The sequence below is a fragment of the Phyllobacterium brassicacearum genome (genome assembly GCF_003010955.1).
Classification (GTDB): domain Bacteria; phylum Pseudomonadota; class Alphaproteobacteria; order Rhizobiales; family Rhizobiaceae; genus Phyllobacterium; species Phyllobacterium brassicacearum.
Genome location: NZ_PGGO01000087.1, coordinates 1 through 14,810 on the forward strand (window position 1 = coordinate 1; position 14,810 = coordinate 14,810).

A 14,810-nucleotide genomic window follows, 5' to 3' on the forward strand; every position below is an offset into this window, starting at 1 on the left:
CAGCAGGTCGCGATAGCCGCCGACCGGCGCGTAGATACGGCAGGCAATCTTGTCGCCCTTCTCGGTGATCTGCTTGTAGAGGCTTTCCCCCATGCCGTGCAGGCGCTGGAATTCGAAGCCAGTCTTGTCAGATCCCGCCATCTCCAGGATCATTGCAACTGTCAGTGCATTATGTGTCGCAAACTGCGGGAAAATGCGGGGGCGCGCATCGAGCATGCGTTTTGCACAGGCCAGATAGGACGCATCCGTTGCGGGCTTGCGCGTGAAGACGGGATAGTCGGCCAATCCGCGCTCCTGCGCCCGCTTCACTTCCGTGTCCCAATAGGCGCCCTTGACGAGGCGGACCATCATTTTACGGTTATGCCGCGCTGCCAGACGGTCGATATGGTCGATCACATCGAGCGCACGCTTCTGATAGGCCTGAATGGCCAGACCAAATCCGTCCCAGCCATCCAGCGAGGGATCCGCGAAGACCCGGTCGATCACATCGAGCGACAGTTCCAGCCGGTCGGCCTCTTCGGCATCGACAGTAAAGTTGAGGTCATACGATTTCGCTTGTCGCGCCAGAGCGAGGAGGTCCGGTACCAGTTCCGCCATCACCTGATCATGATGGGTTGCCAGGTAACGCGGATGCAGGGCTGATAGCTTGACTGAAATGCCCATGCGGTCCGGCAGTTTCTTGTTACCGGTTGCACGGCCGATTGCGTCGATAGCGTCGGAATAGGATTTGAAGTAACCGCGCGCGTCCTTGCGGGTTCGCGCACCCTCGCCCAACATGTCGAAGGAATGGCGATAGCCCTTGGCCTCGTTGCTGCTGGCACGCTTAAGAGCGTCCTTGATCGTTTCACCGAGCACGAAATGGTGACCGAGGTAGCGCATGGCCCGCTTCGTCGCCGTTCGCACGGTCGGCAACCCGATACGCTTGACCAGTGAGGAAATGACACCTTCGGGCGTTTCACCCGGCTTGATGACCTTTGCTGAAAGGCCCAGTGCCCAGGCGGATGCTGAGACGAACCAGGTATCGCCGCTCGGCTCGTGCTCCGACCAGTGGCCCTGCTTCAGCTTGTCCTCAATCAGCTTGTCCTGAGTCGCCGCATCGGGCACGCGCAGCAGCGCTTCCGCCAGAACCATCAGCGCCAGCCCTTCGCGGGTCGACAGACCGTACTCGCGCAGGAAATCCTCAACACCGCCAATGCCGCTCGCTTCCTTGCGAATTGTCGCGATATACTTGCTGGCCCGCGTATCGATGCGACGGTTCACCTCCTCCGGAAGGGTAATCGTCTTCAGCAGCGATGCAACGAGCTGCTGGTCATCCACCGCATAGGGCGCAGAAAAATCATTGGTAGTTGGCAATTGAACGGTCATCAGGCTTCCCCTTATTGATTTTTCCCATATAATCTATTCCATTCAGGTCTTCTCACCAATGAATGTGAGAGAATAAGTGTAAAAAACTAAAAATAGGGAACAATTTAGTGATGAAGAATCTGGACAGCCTCGACCGCAGGATCCTGCGCGAGCTGCAGAAGGACGGACGCCTCTCCAACACAGAACTATCCGAACGGATCAGCCTGTCGCAAACCGCGACGACCGAACGCGTTAAACGCCTGACCCGTGATGGCTATATCCTTGGATACACGGCAAAATTGTCGCCTAAAAAGCTTGATCGCGCAATGCTTGTGTTTGTCGAAATCAAGCTGGACCGGACGACGCCCGACGTCTTTGCCACATTCGCCGCTGCCACCCGCCGGAATCCCGATGTCATGGAATGCCACATGGTGGCTGGCGGCTTCGACTATTTGATCAAAGCGCGCGTCGCCGATATGGAACACTACCGGCGGTTCCTCTCGGATGCACTCCTCTCCTTGCCCGGAGTCCGCGAAACCCACACCTACGCCGTGATGGAAGAGGTGAAGGAATCGTCGGCCCTTCCGGTCTGATCGCAAGACCGGTTGCAACCGGACGCAATATTTGGCGCAACCTCACATTCGTTGCCGAACCAGACAGTTCACCTCATCAATGGATGTTGAGGGTTAGCGCAACAAGGCCGGGCCAGCGGCGTATCGGAGAAGATTGGCTGCTCCGACTGCGGTATCAGCCTTGCCTTTAACCTTGTAGGTGTGCATGCGGCATGTGCCGTTTAGCATCACCCTGGTTGTGAAGAGGATCCGGACTCGCTGGCAAGTGACAATCCGGATCCAATTCACACTCTAGGAAACGAGGGTGGGCGAAAGCTCGGCCCTTACTCCAGGACGGAATATTGCATCTTGCGAACCCAAATCTACTATTGCTGCAGCACCTGCTTGATGTCGATCAGGTTCGCGCGGACGCGTAGGATGTAGAAGCCCATCGTCGTCAAATGGTTCGGCAAAAGCCAACCGCTTTCTTTGCCATTGGCGATGATCCAGGGCCTGATGTTGAGCGCCGACCTGAGCTGACCGTCCATCGCATCCCAGAGCGATGTCAGGTGCTTTTCTTGCAAGACCTGATTGAAATCAACCTGTGCCGCGTTCATCAGCCCGTAATAGGCGTAAAGCTGGCCATAGGCGAACCAGAACCGATCATCAGCACGCGTGTCAAACCAGCCATAATTGTTATTCTCGGACCTGTCTTTCAGGATGGCCGACGTAGCGCCGATATCATTGGCGATGCGATCGATGAACTGGATGAGATTGTCGGCGCGCGCATCGAATATGGCGTTGCAGTTTTCAAGTTTGGAATTGAAGGTCCGCAGATCATTGACAGCCGAACGGTAATAGCTTGGTGTCGGCGTCTTCGGACCAAACGGATTCAAACCAAAATACCAGGCATCTTCAGTGAATTGCAGGTTGCCGCGCGCCTTCTGCAGATCTGCGTCGATTTGAGAAGTACCCCGCACACGGCCGAGCGTATCGACGAGTTCCACCGCGGTGCGCCGCACCGCATTGTTGATTCCCCGCTGGAATGATGCCTTGTTGTCAAGGAACGGCGTGTCATCCCAATCCATGCCGAAGAAGCCGAGCTTATACAGCAGCATGGAGGAAATCCATGCGTTCTGATTGACGTTGAGATCGGTGAGGTCGGCCGTCACTTCGACGATCGCCGAGCGGGCGCAGGTCTTTGCACCGGTCGCCGCCGCCTGAGCGACTGGCTCGCCTGCCGGCACGTCCCGGCTCTTGAGATTGTAGGCATCGACATAGTCCGGATTGAAATTGCTCCAGACCTGCGTGTTGTAGAAGAAGTAACCGTAAAGGCCAAGCCAGAGCAGCACGGCGAGGCCAAGAACAGCCTTGAGGACGATGCCACGCTGCCCATACCAGCTCCCGAGCCACATGAATGGCCACAGCAGGATTCCGATGACGAAACCGATACCACGTCCGATGTAGTAGAAAATGCGGCTGAAGAAATTGATCACGGGCTCGAGCATTCTGTATCCTTGTTACTGTTCAAGTCCATAGAGCCGTTTCCGCAGCCCTTCCTTGTCTTTCAAATAGGTTGTTTTGAGAATATCAACAACGTGTTGCTGATAGGAAGGGCTCCAGCCTTCATAGTCTGCAAAGAATCCCGGCTTGTTGAAGACATAGCGCGACAGGAAATCCCATGGAACGAAATCGCTGATCAGATGATTGACCAGCCAGGCGTCGGGATGGCGCGGCAGGGCGCGAACGACAAGGAAGCGGCGCTTCGGATCGACCTCGGCCATATTGAGCTGCCCGGTCTGGCCGATCTCGCGCTTGACTGCGTTGAGGAACGGCCAAGTGCCGTCATGGTTGATCAGGGCCGCATTGGCATGGATCCATGTCTGCACCCAGATACGGTCAATATTGGTCAGATCCCTCTCCGGCTCCAGCGACTGGATCAGGTGCCGGATGATCATCTCGCCGCGGTTTTCCAGGTAGCCGGATTTCTCGATCCATGAGGCCCGCGGCAGTTCGATGCGCGAGGTCGACGCCAGGAACTGGAAAACCTGCTCGGCGTCCTTGATCGAAATATAATTGACCTGCCACGGGCGCGACCGCCGGAAACCTGGTGCCGACGGATCGCCAATAACCGTCGTCGTATTGTCGTCTACGAAAACAAAGGTGCCGCCAAAGTGGCTGGTCCAAAATGCCCGGTGCCGGAACAGCACCTTGTCCGGCACCAGCGAGTTCTCGCGGATGTCACCAGTGACCTTGGCGAGTTCGACCATGCGGTTCAGGAGTTCATTGTTGCGCCAGGCATCCGGCTCGTCCTGCAGCCTGTCGACCAGCAGTCGCAGTTCCGCCGCCTGCCCCATGACGTTCTCGGCGGAGAGAACCCGGAACTCTACCTGGTTGATCGATAGCAAGTCCTCGATGTCGTTGACGACCGAGACCGAATCCTCGATCTCGCCGTAGATAACATCCTTGATCGTCAGCGCATTAATGGCGCGGGCATTGCTTGTGAAAAACTCGTACGTCAGCTGCGACGTGTTGGAGAATTGCGTGTGCACGACCGGCAAATCCGCCTGTGCCGGTGTCAGGATGATGAATCTCCGGTTAACACCGTTCGGATCGAGATAGGAAGGATCCTTCAGCTCCTTGGCGATTTCCGGCGAAAAGCCGGTCCTGTCAATGTCAAAGCTCTTGAGTTTGGTTGCCCGAAATCCAAAGGATTTAAGCGCGCGATTGTAACGCTCGATCAGATGCGGCTGGTCGACCGTCAGCAGGCGTCCATAGATCAACTCGTTTTCGTAGAGAAGGTCCATCAGACGTCCCACTGGCCCTTGGCCTTGAGCGCCTCAACTTCCCGCACCGCCCGCTCGCGCAGTCGTACATCGCGGATCATCTTTTCCACCGCCGCATCATCGGATTTGTCCGCATAACGGAATTCGGAATCGGCGTAGCGGTTGGTTTCCTGTAGCACCATCTCCATCGTAAATGGCTTGCGTAGCTCTTCGATCATCGCCTTCTTGTCATCATAGCTCTTGTGCATGAAGGTTTCCGGCCTTTCGAACCATTCGTCAGGCAATTCGACATCCATCGCCCGCATCTTGATCGCGTCGGTGACGTTCTTGATGGCGCGGCCGGTAAAGCGCGGCTCGCGCTCCTTGATCATGTGCAGATACGTACCGATATCGGACAGCGTTTCCGGCTCGCCATTCTCTTTGATGAAGCGATCATAGACAGCCTTTAGCGCCTCCTCCTGCGGTTTCGACAATTGGTCATAGGCAGTCTCTACCGCTCGCTCGATCTGTTGCGCCTCGAATAGCTTGTGATCGCCGAGGGGAATCTTGTGGTTCTTCCCGGCCAACAGCGCGAAGATGTCGATATAGTCATCGCGTGTCTGCGGTCCGTTCACCAGCCACCGCGCCCCTGCCCGCTGCCTTAGCGCGTCATCGACATTCTCCGGATAGTTGGAAAACATGCCGAAGGAACAATTGCCGCGCACCACGGTCGAGGCGCCGGAAAAGGCCTCCATAAGCACGCCGGTGATTTCGTGCTGGCCAGATGAAGCGCGGTCGTCGGAGCGTTTGGCGGCTACCTGGTCGATATCGTCTATCGTTCCGAAGCCGATCACCCGCGGGTTGAGCACATTGGTAACGAACTGCTTACAGTTCTGTCCCGACTTGCCTTGATAGGACGAGATCTGGTCAACGCCGAAATTCTCGTAGTGGAAGGCATAGCCGGCCACCTGACAATAATCGTTCACGAGGCCGGCGATCATCTGGATCAGCGTCGTCTTGCCCGTGCCCGGCGCGCCGTCGCCAATGAAGGTGAAGAGAAACCCGCCCAGCTCGACGAAGGGATTGAGCTGCCGGTCGAAATCATAGGCCATCAGCATCTTCGAAAGCTTCAGGGCCTGATACTTTGCAATGTGATTGCCGACCACCTCGTTCGGCCTCTTGAACGTCATCACCAGCGGCGTTCGCTTCTTCGACGGCGCAACGTCAAACCCGTCAAGGGTGAAGTCGTCGCTGTCGAGCCGCAGATGCATGTCCTCGAAACTGCCGAGCCCGTCGAACCGGCCCTTGCGCTGCAGTAGCCCTTCGATCGCCAGTGCCGAAAAAGCCTTGGCGCGCGACAGCATCACCTGCTCATCGCCAGCCCCGGAAATTGCCCGGTCAAGCCCCGCGATCACTGATTTCAGCGCATCTTGCGCCGTATCGAAAACGAAATCCGGAACCGCAATGTCGTTCGCGGGTTCTGAGTCGGACTCGATCAACTGTCCGAGATATGCTGCAAGTGTAAATGCAGCGACATAGGATGCGGCAGTCAGAAGCCGCTTGAAATGGCCAGCATCCTCGCCTTGCAGGGGGGCAGAGGCATTGCGTGCCATCAAGCTTTCAAGATCACTCTGGCGTCCAAAGACATCGGCTACTGCCAAGGCAACGGCGACACCACGACGAGCTCGGAATAGCAGCGTGTGCTGGGCGATCGACAGCATCTGATCATCGGGCCGTATGGATTGTATTGTTTTGGAAAGCTCCACCTCGCGCGTCTTGCGCACGCCCCCAGTGGATACGGTCGGAACAAACCGTCGGCCCGTCCCTGCAATCTCAGTTCCAGATTTCGCCTCGCCGATATCCAGGGAAACGAAACGCGTTACCATCGCCTGTGCAACGGCAAGATGCTTGACGATGTCCTTTTCCTCAATCGTGGTCAGGCCGACATCCATGATCGTTTCCTCCTCAAATCGGTCTCAAATGCCGCTGATCACTTGGCCATTGGACAGGATATGCGTCGCAAAGCCCGTAAAAATCCGCGCCGCCTCGCCTGATGCATATAAAGCCTGATAGGCTTCATGCGGCACCAGCGCATGCCGTTCATAATGACTGACGCCCTGACGCGTAGCCTCGAGGTCATCCGTATTGATGTGAAACTCCTCGCGCGCTGGCTCCGACGACCAAAGACCACGTTTGCCTGGCTTTTCCGCTTTCGAAAAAACCTCCTGCAAAGTCCAGGTCAGGAGCCAAGCGTCCTCCGGTCTGCGGACCTGAGAGAGCACGTCGGCAACCTTCTGATTATGCTCGGTAATCCCGGCAGTATAGAACGGTCCAAGCACGACACGGCGCAATTGCTTCGGGTGGAGCTCGGGGAAATCCTGATCAAGGCTCGTGGCAATCGTCACCGGCGATAGCGAGAAAGCGGAATTCTTCGCGGCGAAATCGTCAAAGCGGCGGGCGAGCTCGGGGTTGAGAAGACCGCCTACAGGGAGCGGAATCCTGACCTTGTCATTCAGCTTTCCATCCTTATCGACGAGCATCTCGACCATATCCTCGGAGGAGTCTTCAATGATGGCTATATAGATCAATGGCAGATTAGAGGCCCCGTCGAATGTTCCCCAATGCACCACGTAAAACGGTCGCATCGTTTTGGGATTGACCGAAACGCGAATGGTCACCGGCAGCAGGAACGGCGAGAAAACCTCGCCCTGATTGACGGTCTCGAGATAAATCCGCTCGGCCATCGACTTTTGCAAGCCCCGCGGAAAATCACGATTGCGCAAAATAAAATCGGCCATTTCGCTCCGCAACGCTTCAGCTGGCGGTATCGCGGCGAGGCGTTCTTTCGCGTCCCTCTTGTCGTTCTCGAGTTCGAGGACATTCTGAAAGACCGGAAACCCGCTTTCGGCTTTCGATATGCGAAAGCGCTCGGCAAAACCGAGCCGGTTGCGCCAGCATTCGAAGGATGCGTCGAGCCGTCCGAGATATTCCGAAACGGTCTGCGCAACCAGATCATGCTTGTAGAGTGGCGAATCCTGGTTGTTCAGAAAGACTTCCAGCCCGTCCAACGCGGCGCGGATGGCGCCAAAATAGCGCTCCGCTGCCGCGAGGTCTGCATTCTTTTCCATCGACTAGCTCTGAACGTAATCGGCGGAATTGTGCTTCTTCAGGACCTCGGAGAACCGGCGTGAGAAGGCATCGTCGGCAAGCTTCTTGCGGCGCTGGATGTCCTGCGAACTGACCATGTTCTTCTCGTGCATTTCGAGGAGATCGCCGATGTGCTTCTGCGCCGCCGCGCCGACACCCGCCATGGTCTCTTCCGCCGCCGTATCGACCTTGCTGCCGAGCGTGTTGATCTTGTGCGCCACATCCTGCTGCGCTGCCGTCTTCAAGGAATCTTCCAGCGCCTTGTAGAGAACGATGCGCTGTTCGGTATCGATGGCGAGCTTGTTGATCAGCGTGCTCTGCGCGGCGATCTGGTTGTTGAGCGAATCCACGAATGTCTGGAACATGGAGGTGTAACGTTCCAGCGTCTGGCTTTCCGCGAGAAGCTCCTGCTCCTTGGCCTGGCGCTCATTATACTCGGTCGCAAGCTTTGACCGTTCACCTTCAAGCTCGGTACGGGTACCCTGATCGGTGGAGGCAGCGATGCGGTTCTCGATATCGAGCAGGAGAGGATTAAGTTCCTCAATACGCTTCTGTGTGGCTTCGAGATTGGCTATTGTCGTTTTGCGGCGTTCGATTACAGTGGCGAGACTGGTCTCGGAGGTCTTGTAACGTTCGTCGAGGACTGCCTTCTGTTCCTTCAGAATACCAACGATACGGTCGGATTTGGAGAGAAGCTCCTGCAGATTCCCGGCAAGCGACATGTTGCGCACGCGGTCAGAACGCAGGCGCTGCGCCTTTTGCTTGGAAAAGACGCCGACGAATTTCTCCCAGCCCGAGAAACCTTTCATGCTCTCGAATTCGGAGCCGAAGACATTGGTGGCGTCCTCGAGCCCGATGATGAGTTCGGCAATATTGCCTTCCATCACCTTCTGCTGCCGCAGGACATCGTCGATGCGCGCGTTCTCAATATCGAAATCCGAAGCCCCTATCTTTTCGTCGGCCTTGGCGAACTTGTCGAGAACAACGCTCGATTGGTCGATTTTCGTCCGCATCTCATTGACCATTGTCCTGGTCTTTTCGATCTCGGAATCAAAATTATGCAAACTCGCCATCTATCTCTTCCCCTAATTGCCCAAGAAAAATTTCCTGCCGCGCCGTGCGAATATAGACATGCCACATTGCGAAAAAAAGCCTACTGGAAAATGACAAGCGGGAAAGCAAACTTGCAAGCGGAGAATTCGATTGAGACGGCTCAGAACCCGTCTGACACAATGCGCCCGGTCTCCTCTTCCCAATGTTTGCGGCAGAGAGAAACATAGACGGATTTTTCGATCGCGACCTGATCGCCTTCGATCAATGCCTTGCCCTGGGGATCGCGCCTCACAACCATGGTCGCCTTAGCGCCGCAATGGCAGATCGTCCGGATTTCACGCAGCGTATCGGCGATGGCCAGGAGTTCTGAAGAGCCAGGAAAAAGCTTGCCCTGAAAATCCGTCCGGAGTCCGAAGCACATGACCGGAATATTGAGGCGATCAGCAACACGCGCCAGCTCCCAGACCTGGTCTTTTGTCAGGAACTGGGCTTCGTCGATAAACACACAACTCAGCCGGCTTTCATTATTGGCCTCAGCGATACGCTCAAACAGATTGTCGTTTTCGCGATAGAGCTCTGCTTCGGCGCTGACTCCAAGGCGGGAGGTGATTCGTCCGATTCCGTTCTCGGCATAATGCGCGGCCGTGAACAGCATCGTTCGCATGCCGCGTTCCTGATAATTGTAGGAAGCCTGCAGCAGCAGCGTGGACTTTCCGGCATTCATTGCCGAGTAACTGAAATAAAGTTTTGCCATAGCGTGCTTTAACCTGACTTGGATCGTCGCTTGAAGCCTCACACACTCCCTACCCGCAACTTTTGTCGGAATATCAACAACTGTCGCTATTTGACTGGATTTATGCGCGCCTATGCTTGAATGGCCGCCGATTTGGTGCTTGGTTCTTGCAAGTATCAACCGGGAGAAACCCGGAGAGGGAGAACTACCGATGAAAGTGTTATCCAAACTCACCATTTCTCTGGCTTTGGCGCTGTCTGCGAGTACCGCTTTTGCAGCGGAGCCGGAATCCTGCAAGACAGTTCGATTCGCCGATGTGGGGTGGACCGACATCACAGCGACCACCGCAGCCACGAGCGAAGTTCTGAAAGGTCTTGGTTATTCGACCGACACGAAGGTGCTTTCAGTTCCTGTGACCTATGCCTCACTTGGCAAGAAAGACATAGATGTGTTTCTCGGCAACTGGATGCCGACCATGTCCGCTGATATCAAGCCATACCTTGAAAACAAGACCGTCGACGACCTTGGCCCCAACCTGACCGGTGCGAAATACACCCTCGCAGTGCCACAATATCTCTATGACAAGGGTCTGAAGGATTTCAAGGATATCGCCAAGTTCAAGGATGATCTCGGTGGCAAGATCTATGGTATCGAGCCAGGCAATGACGGCAACCGTTTGATTCTCGACATGATCTCCAAAGACCAGTTCGGCCTCAAGGGCTTCGAGCTCGCTGAATCGTCCGAGCAGGGCATGCTGGCGCAGGTTGCCAAGGAAACGAAGAGCGAAAAGCCGATCGTCTTCCTCGGCTGGGAGCCGCATCCGATGAACGCCAACTTCAAGCTCGCCTATCTTTCCGGCGGCGATGATGTGTTCGGGCCGGATTTCGGCGGCGCCATCATCCACACCAACGTTCGCGCCGGCTATACGGTCGAGTGCCCGAATGTTGGTAAGTTGCTGACCAATCTCAAATTCAACCTGCAAATGGAAAATGAGATCATGGGCAAGATTCTGGATGAAGGCCAGGATGGCGCGAAGGCGGCAACGGAATGGCTTAAGGCCAACCCGGCCATCCTCGATACCTGGCTTGCCGGTGTGACTACTTTTGACGGCAAGGAAGGCTTGTCCGCAGTCAAGTCGTCGCTGGGACTTTAACAGCGCGATCCTGACAAGGGATCGGTTATAGGAACAAAGAGAACACCAACTGTCCGGCTCTCTTGCCGGACAGGTCTTTCCATTATTATCATGTGACAGAGGGATAGTTCCGCTTGGACTGGTTAACGCAAGACAAGATTCCGGTTGGCAGGACGGCGAAGGCAATCGTCGATTGGCTCACGAACAATTTCGCGTGGTTCTTCGATGGCCTGGCGACAATCATGCAGGGTTTCATCGACGGACTCATGTTCCTCCTGAAATACCCACATCCATTGATCATGATCGCAGTTTTTGCCGCGATTGCTTATGCCCTCCGGCGTTCGATCGGCGTTGCTGTGCTCACCGTCCTCGGCTTCCTGTTCATTCTCAATCAGGGATACTGGCAGGAGACGATGGAGACGCTGACTCTGGTGCTTTCCTCCTGCATCCTGTGCATGGGCATCGGTGTTCCCATCGGCATCATCGCGGCACACCGCCCCAAGTTCTACGCGGCCATCCGGCCGGTTCTCGACCTGATGCAGACATTGCCAACGTTCGTTTATCTGATCCCCGCTATTGTCTTCTTCGGCATCGGCATGGTTCCCGGTCTGCTCGCGACAGCTATTTTCGTACTGCCCGCCCCCATACGTTTAACCCATCTCGGCGTTTCGTCGACTCCACTCCATCTGGTCGAGGCTGGGGAAGCCTTTGGCGCATCGTCACGGCAGCTCCTGTGGAAAATTGAACTGCCTTACGCAATGCCACAAATTCTGGCGGGTCTGACACAGACAATCATGCTGTCGCTCTCAATGGTCGTCATTGCCGCATTGGTCGGCGCTGATGGACTTGGGGTTCCCGTTGTTCGTGCGCTTAATTCCGTCAATACCGCATTGGGTTTCGAAGCAGGACTTGTCATCGTGGTCGTCGCCATCGTGCTTGACCGTATTTTCCGTCCCGGCAAGGAGGCAGGCGAATGACCGCGATCACTCTTGAGAACGTCTGCATCATTTTTGGGAAGAAGACAGACGATTCGCTGGCGCTTGCCGATCAGGGAAAGAGCCGCTCCGATATTCAGGCGGAAACCGGACATGTGCTCGGCGTACACAATTGCTCGATCACTATTGCCGAGGGCGAAATCGTCGTTCTGATGGGCCTGTCCGGCTCCGGCAAATCAACGCTGTTGCGCGCCATCAATCGGCTCAACCCGATCTCGCGTGGTAAAGTCGTCGTTCACAATGGCGGGCGTTCGATCGACGTCGGCAAGGCCGACAAAAACACCTTGCGCGATCTGCGAAAGCACCTTGTATCGATGGTGTTCCAGCAGTTTGGTTTGCTGCCCTGGCGCACGGTGGAAGAAAACGTCGGCTTCGGCCTTGAACTCTCTGGTGTTCCCAAGGAGGAACGCGCAAACGCGGTGCAGCAGCAGCTGGAACTGGTCAATCTGAAAGACTGGGCCAAGCGCAAGGTCGGTGAGCTTTCAGGCGGCATGCAGCAGCGGGTTGGCCTGGCTCGCGCCTTCGCCACCGGTGCGCCGATTCTCTTGATGGATGAACCGTTTTCCGCGCTGGACCCGCTGATCCGCACGAGACTTCAAGACGAACTGCTCAGTCTGCAGGAGCGCTTGAAGAAGACCATCGTCTTCGTCAGTCACGATCTTGATGAGGCGATGAAAATCGGCAACCGCATTGCCATCATGGAAGGTGGCAGAATCATTCAATGCGGCACAGCCCAGGAAATCCTGCTCAGCCCCGCCAATGATTATGTAGCGGATTTTGTCGCCAACATGAACCCGCTTGGCGTTCTGACGGCAGCCGACATCATGGTGCCGCTCGATAGATCGCGCTCTGCCGACCGGCCCTTTGCCGCCACGGCGCGCCCGGAAACGCCGGTTCGCGAGATCATGCAGGCCGTGGCGAAGAACAACGGCGATGTCGGCGTTGTCGACAAGGGCACTATCCTCGGCATGATTTCCGCCGACGACATCGTGCGTGGCTTGCTAAAGCATCAGCGACACTAGCTTTTGCTACTCTTCCTCTTCGGCATCCTCGTTGCCAGCCTTCGCGGCTGGCTGCCAGGAATGGGGCGAAACCTTCTTCTGGGTATTCGCATCCGTGAAAATCCACCAGCCGGCGTCAGTCTCATCCCACTGGCCGCCGGTTGCTCTCAGGCGGTCGAGAGAACGATACTGACCAATTGACTCGTTCTCCTGCCCATCCTCGTCGGTCCAGAAAACCTGGACCTTGCTGCCGTCCTTCGGCGCTGTAGAAATCGGCTGCTTTTCACTCACTGGCAATCCTCCCAAAGCAATTCCAGCAAAAGTGGGAACCGGTTTTGCGTCCGGAATTGCGTAAAAACAAATGTTAGAGCATTTCCGTGACTCCGTTCAAAACGGAATGCTCTAGGCGGCCGCCTTTTTCCTGGCAATGCGAGCTCTAATGCTCTCGACATCCGATTTCGGTGTCGCGGCGAACAGTGTCTTTGTGTAGCTGTGCTGAGGATTGGAGAATACCTCATCGCGAGTGCCATATTCGACCACTTCACCGTAATACATCACCATCACTTCGTCGGCGATGTAGCGTACTACCGACAGGTCATGGCTGATGAAGACATAGGTCAGGTTGAACTCATCCTGAAGATCCGCCAGCAGATTGAGGACTTGCGCCTGAACTGACAGATCCAGCGCCGAAACCGGCTCGTCCAGCACCAGCAGACTCGGGCTCAACATCAATGCCCGCGCAATGGCGATACGCTGGCGCTGGCCGCCCGAAAACATGTGCGGATACCGGTTGTAGTGTTCCGGACCGAGCCCGACTTTCACCAGCATCTGCATGGCGAGCTCGCGGCGCTCGGCCGCAGTCTTGTTGGTGTTGAGCAATAACGGTTCACCGAGCACTTCGCCGATCTTCTGACGTGGATTGAGCGAACCATAGGGATTCTGGAAGATAATCTGCACCTTTCGGCGCATCTCAGGCGTAATGCGGTCCTTGGCGATGTTGATCGGCTTTCCGTCGATCAATAATTCACCGGACGTCTGCGGGTCTATGAGCGTCAGGATGCGCCCAAGCGTCGACTTACCGCAACCGCTCTCGCCAACGATGGCGAGCGTCTTGCCTTTCTCCACTGTGAAGCTGACACCTTTGACGGCGCTCACGGTCTTCGCCTTGCTGAACAAGGTACCGCCGACATGATAGTCCCGAACGATGTTGCGCCCTTCAAGCACGATCTCTGTCATGATGGGGCTCCTGAAATTGCTGCTTCGTTCTTCATGAAATCCGCGACAGTCGACAAGCGATCACCTGTCGCATTCTCTGGCAGAGCGGACAGAAGAGCACGCGTGTAGGCGCTCTTGGGCGACTCGAAGAGCGCGAGAACGTCTGCTTCCTCCATCTTGCGGCCCTTGTATTGGACGATAACGCGATCGGCCGTTTCGGCAACCACGCCCATGTCGTGGGTGATCATGATAAGGCCCATGCCGTATTTTGCCTGCAGGCTTACGAGAAGATCGAGAATCTGCTTCTGGATCGTCACATCCAGTGCAGTCGTCGGTTCATCCGCAATCAGCAGTTTCGGGTTGCAGGCAATCGCGATAGCGATCATCACGCGCTGGCACTGTCCGCCGGACATCTGGTGCGGGAACGAATTCAGGCGCTCTTCGGGAGTGGGAATACCCACTTGCTGCAACAGTTCAATTGCCCGCTTGCGGCGCGTTTTCGCATCCATCTTCATATGGAAGCGGAGGACCTCCTCCAGCTGAAATCCAACTGTGAAGCAGGGATTAAGACTTGCCATCGGCTCCTGGAAGATCATGGCTACGTCGCGACCGATGATTTCCCTGCGGCGCCTGGTGGTCATTGTAAGCATGTTGTGGCCATCAAAGGTCATGCTGTCGGCAGTCACCACAGCTGATTTGGGCAACAGACCCATGACTGCCAGCATTGCCACCGACTTGCCCGAACCGGATTCTCCAACGATTGCCAGAACTTCCCGGGCGTCGACTGATAGATCGATTCCCTGCACGGCCATGAACTGGCCCGTGCTGGTATCGAAGCCAACCGAAAGATTTTTGATTTCAAGAAGCGCCATAG

14 protein-coding genes are annotated in these 14,810 nt (G+C 56.0%); 4 read left to right on the plus strand and 10 right to left on the minus strand.

Translation table 11 applies throughout. The annotated features are described in order from the left end of the window. A partial coding sequence (locus tag CU102_RS28380) for a proline dehydrogenase family protein (protein ID WP_210204801.1) occupies window positions 1-1,365 on the minus strand: 1,365 nt, incomplete at its 3' end. 110 nt (window positions 1,366-1,475) lie between these two features. Between CU102_RS28380 and CU102_RS28385 the strand changes: the two genes are divergently transcribed. Further along, the gene (locus tag CU102_RS28385) at window positions 1,476-1,937 is read left to right on the plus strand and encodes an Lrp/AsnC ligand binding domain-containing protein (protein ID WP_027233468.1); all 462 of its coding nucleotides are present in this window, start codon (window positions 1,476-1,478) and stop codon (window positions 1,935-1,937) included. Between the two features lie 344 nt (window positions 1,938-2,281). Here CU102_RS28385 and CU102_RS28390 read toward each other — a convergent pair whose 3' ends face one another. From CU102_RS28390 to CU102_RS28415, 6 genes are all read right to left on the minus strand, one after another. Then, entirely contained in the window at window positions 2,282-3,403 is a 1,122-nt protein-coding gene (locus tag CU102_RS28390; protein ID WP_106714354.1) for a DUF2333 family protein, read from the minus strand. A gap of 12 nt (window positions 3,404-3,415) precedes the next feature. Next, window positions 3,416-4,702: a DUF6638 family protein gene (locus CU102_RS28395; protein WP_106714355.1), complete on the minus strand. Its 1,287-nt coding sequence runs from the start codon at window positions 4,700-4,702 to the stop codon at window positions 3,416-3,418. Continuing rightward, window positions 4,702-6,612: an AAA family ATPase gene (locus tag CU102_RS28400; RefSeq protein ID WP_106714356.1), complete on the minus strand. Its 1,911-nt coding sequence runs from the start codon at window positions 6,610-6,612 to the stop codon at window positions 4,702-4,704. The genes CU102_RS28395 and CU102_RS28400 overlap by 1 nt, the downstream gene beginning before the upstream one ends. A gap of 24 nt (window positions 6,613-6,636) precedes the next feature. Continuing rightward, entirely contained in the window at window positions 6,637-7,788 is a 1,152-nt protein-coding gene (locus CU102_RS28405; RefSeq protein WP_106714357.1) for a hypothetical protein, read from the minus strand. Window positions 7,789-7,791: 3 nt separating this feature from the next. After that, complete coding sequence (locus CU102_RS28410) at window positions 7,792-8,880, minus strand: hypothetical protein (RefSeq protein WP_106714358.1); 1,089 nt, start codon at window positions 8,878-8,880, stop codon at window positions 7,792-7,794. 140 nt (window positions 8,881-9,020) lie between these two features. Beyond that, a complete protein-coding gene (locus CU102_RS28415) occupies window positions 9,021-9,614 on the minus strand; it encodes a thymidine kinase (protein ID WP_106714359.1) in 594 nt (197 codons plus the stop codon). Between the two features lie 190 nt (window positions 9,615-9,804). Between CU102_RS28415 and CU102_RS28420 the strand changes: the two genes are divergently transcribed. The 3 genes from CU102_RS28420 (at window position 9,805) to choV (ending at window position 12,742) form a co-directional block, all read left to right on the plus strand. Further along, entirely contained in the window at window positions 9,805-10,746 is a 942-nt protein-coding gene (locus CU102_RS28420) for a choline ABC transporter substrate-binding protein (RefSeq protein WP_106714500.1), read from the plus strand. A 113-nt stretch (window positions 10,747-10,859) separates the two neighbouring features. Beyond that, window positions 10,860-11,702, plus strand: coding sequence for a choline ABC transporter permease subunit (gene choW, locus CU102_RS28425; RefSeq protein ID WP_106714360.1), 843 nt, complete (start codon window positions 10,860-10,862; stop codon window positions 11,700-11,702). Then, window positions 11,699-12,742 carry a choline ABC transporter ATP-binding protein gene (gene choV / locus CU102_RS28430; RefSeq protein ID WP_106714361.1) on the plus strand — a complete coding sequence of 348 codons (1,044 nt, stop codon included), beginning with the start codon at window positions 11,699-11,701 and terminating at the stop codon, window positions 12,740-12,742. Before choW ends, choV begins: the two co-directional genes overlap by 4 nt. A 6-nt stretch (window positions 12,743-12,748) precedes the next feature. Here the strand turns inward: choV and CU102_RS28435 are convergent, their stop codons facing one another. The 3 genes from CU102_RS28435 to CU102_RS28445 form a co-directional block, all read right to left on the minus strand. Then, window positions 12,749-13,012: a hypothetical protein gene (locus CU102_RS28435; RefSeq protein WP_106714362.1), complete on the minus strand. Its 264-nt coding sequence runs from the start codon at window positions 13,010-13,012 to the stop codon at window positions 12,749-12,751. Between the two features lie 111 nt (window positions 13,013-13,123). After that, on the minus strand, window positions 13,124-13,957 hold the full coding sequence (locus CU102_RS28440) for an ABC transporter ATP-binding protein (RefSeq protein WP_106714363.1): 834 nt from the start codon (window positions 13,955-13,957) through the stop codon (window positions 13,124-13,126). Next, window positions 13,954-14,808 (minus strand): ABC transporter ATP-binding protein, encoded by an 855-nt coding sequence (locus CU102_RS28445; RefSeq protein WP_106714364.1) that lies wholly within the window; start codon window positions 14,806-14,808, stop codon window positions 13,954-13,956. The genes CU102_RS28440 and CU102_RS28445 overlap by 4 nt, the downstream gene beginning before the upstream one ends. Between the last annotated feature and the right edge of the window lie 2 nt (window positions 14,809-14,810).

Coding starts and splice junctions, on each gene's coding strand:
- CU102_RS28385 (WP_027233468.1), top strand. CDS start 1,476: ATGAAGAATCTGGACAGCCTCGACCGCAGGATCCTGCGCGAGCTGCAG.
- CU102_RS28390 (WP_106714354.1), bottom strand. CDS start 3,403: ATGCTCGAGCCCGTGATCAATTTCTTCAGCCGCATTTTCTACTACATC.
- CU102_RS28395 (WP_106714355.1), bottom strand. CDS start 4,702: ATGGACCTTCTCTACGAAAACGAGTTGATCTATGGACGCCTGCTGACG.
- CU102_RS28400 (WP_106714356.1), bottom strand. CDS start 6,612: ATGGATGTCGGCCTGACCACGATTGAGGAAAAGGACATCGTCAAGCAT.
- CU102_RS28405 (WP_106714357.1), bottom strand. CDS start 7,788: ATGGAAAAGAATGCAGACCTCGCGGCAGCGGAGCGCTATTTTGGCGCC.
- CU102_RS28410 (WP_106714358.1), bottom strand. CDS start 8,880: ATGGCGAGTTTGCATAATTTTGATTCCGAGATCGAAAAGACCAGGACA.
- CU102_RS28415 (WP_106714359.1), bottom strand. CDS start 9,614: ATGGCAAAACTTTATTTCAGTTACTCGGCAATGAATGCCGGAAAGTCC.
- CU102_RS28420 (WP_106714500.1), top strand. CDS start 9,805: ATGAAAGTGTTATCCAAACTCACCATTTCTCTGGCTTTGGCGCTGTCT.
- choV (WP_106714361.1), top strand. CDS start 11,699: ATGACCGCGATCACTCTTGAGAACGTCTGCATCATTTTTGGGAAGAAG.
- CU102_RS28440 (WP_106714363.1), bottom strand. CDS start 13,957: ATGACAGAGATCGTGCTTGAAGGGCGCAACATCGTTCGGGACTATCAT.
- CU102_RS28445 (WP_106714364.1), bottom strand. CDS start 14,808: ATGGCGCTTCTTGAAATCAAAAATCTTTCGGTTGGCTTCGATACCAGC.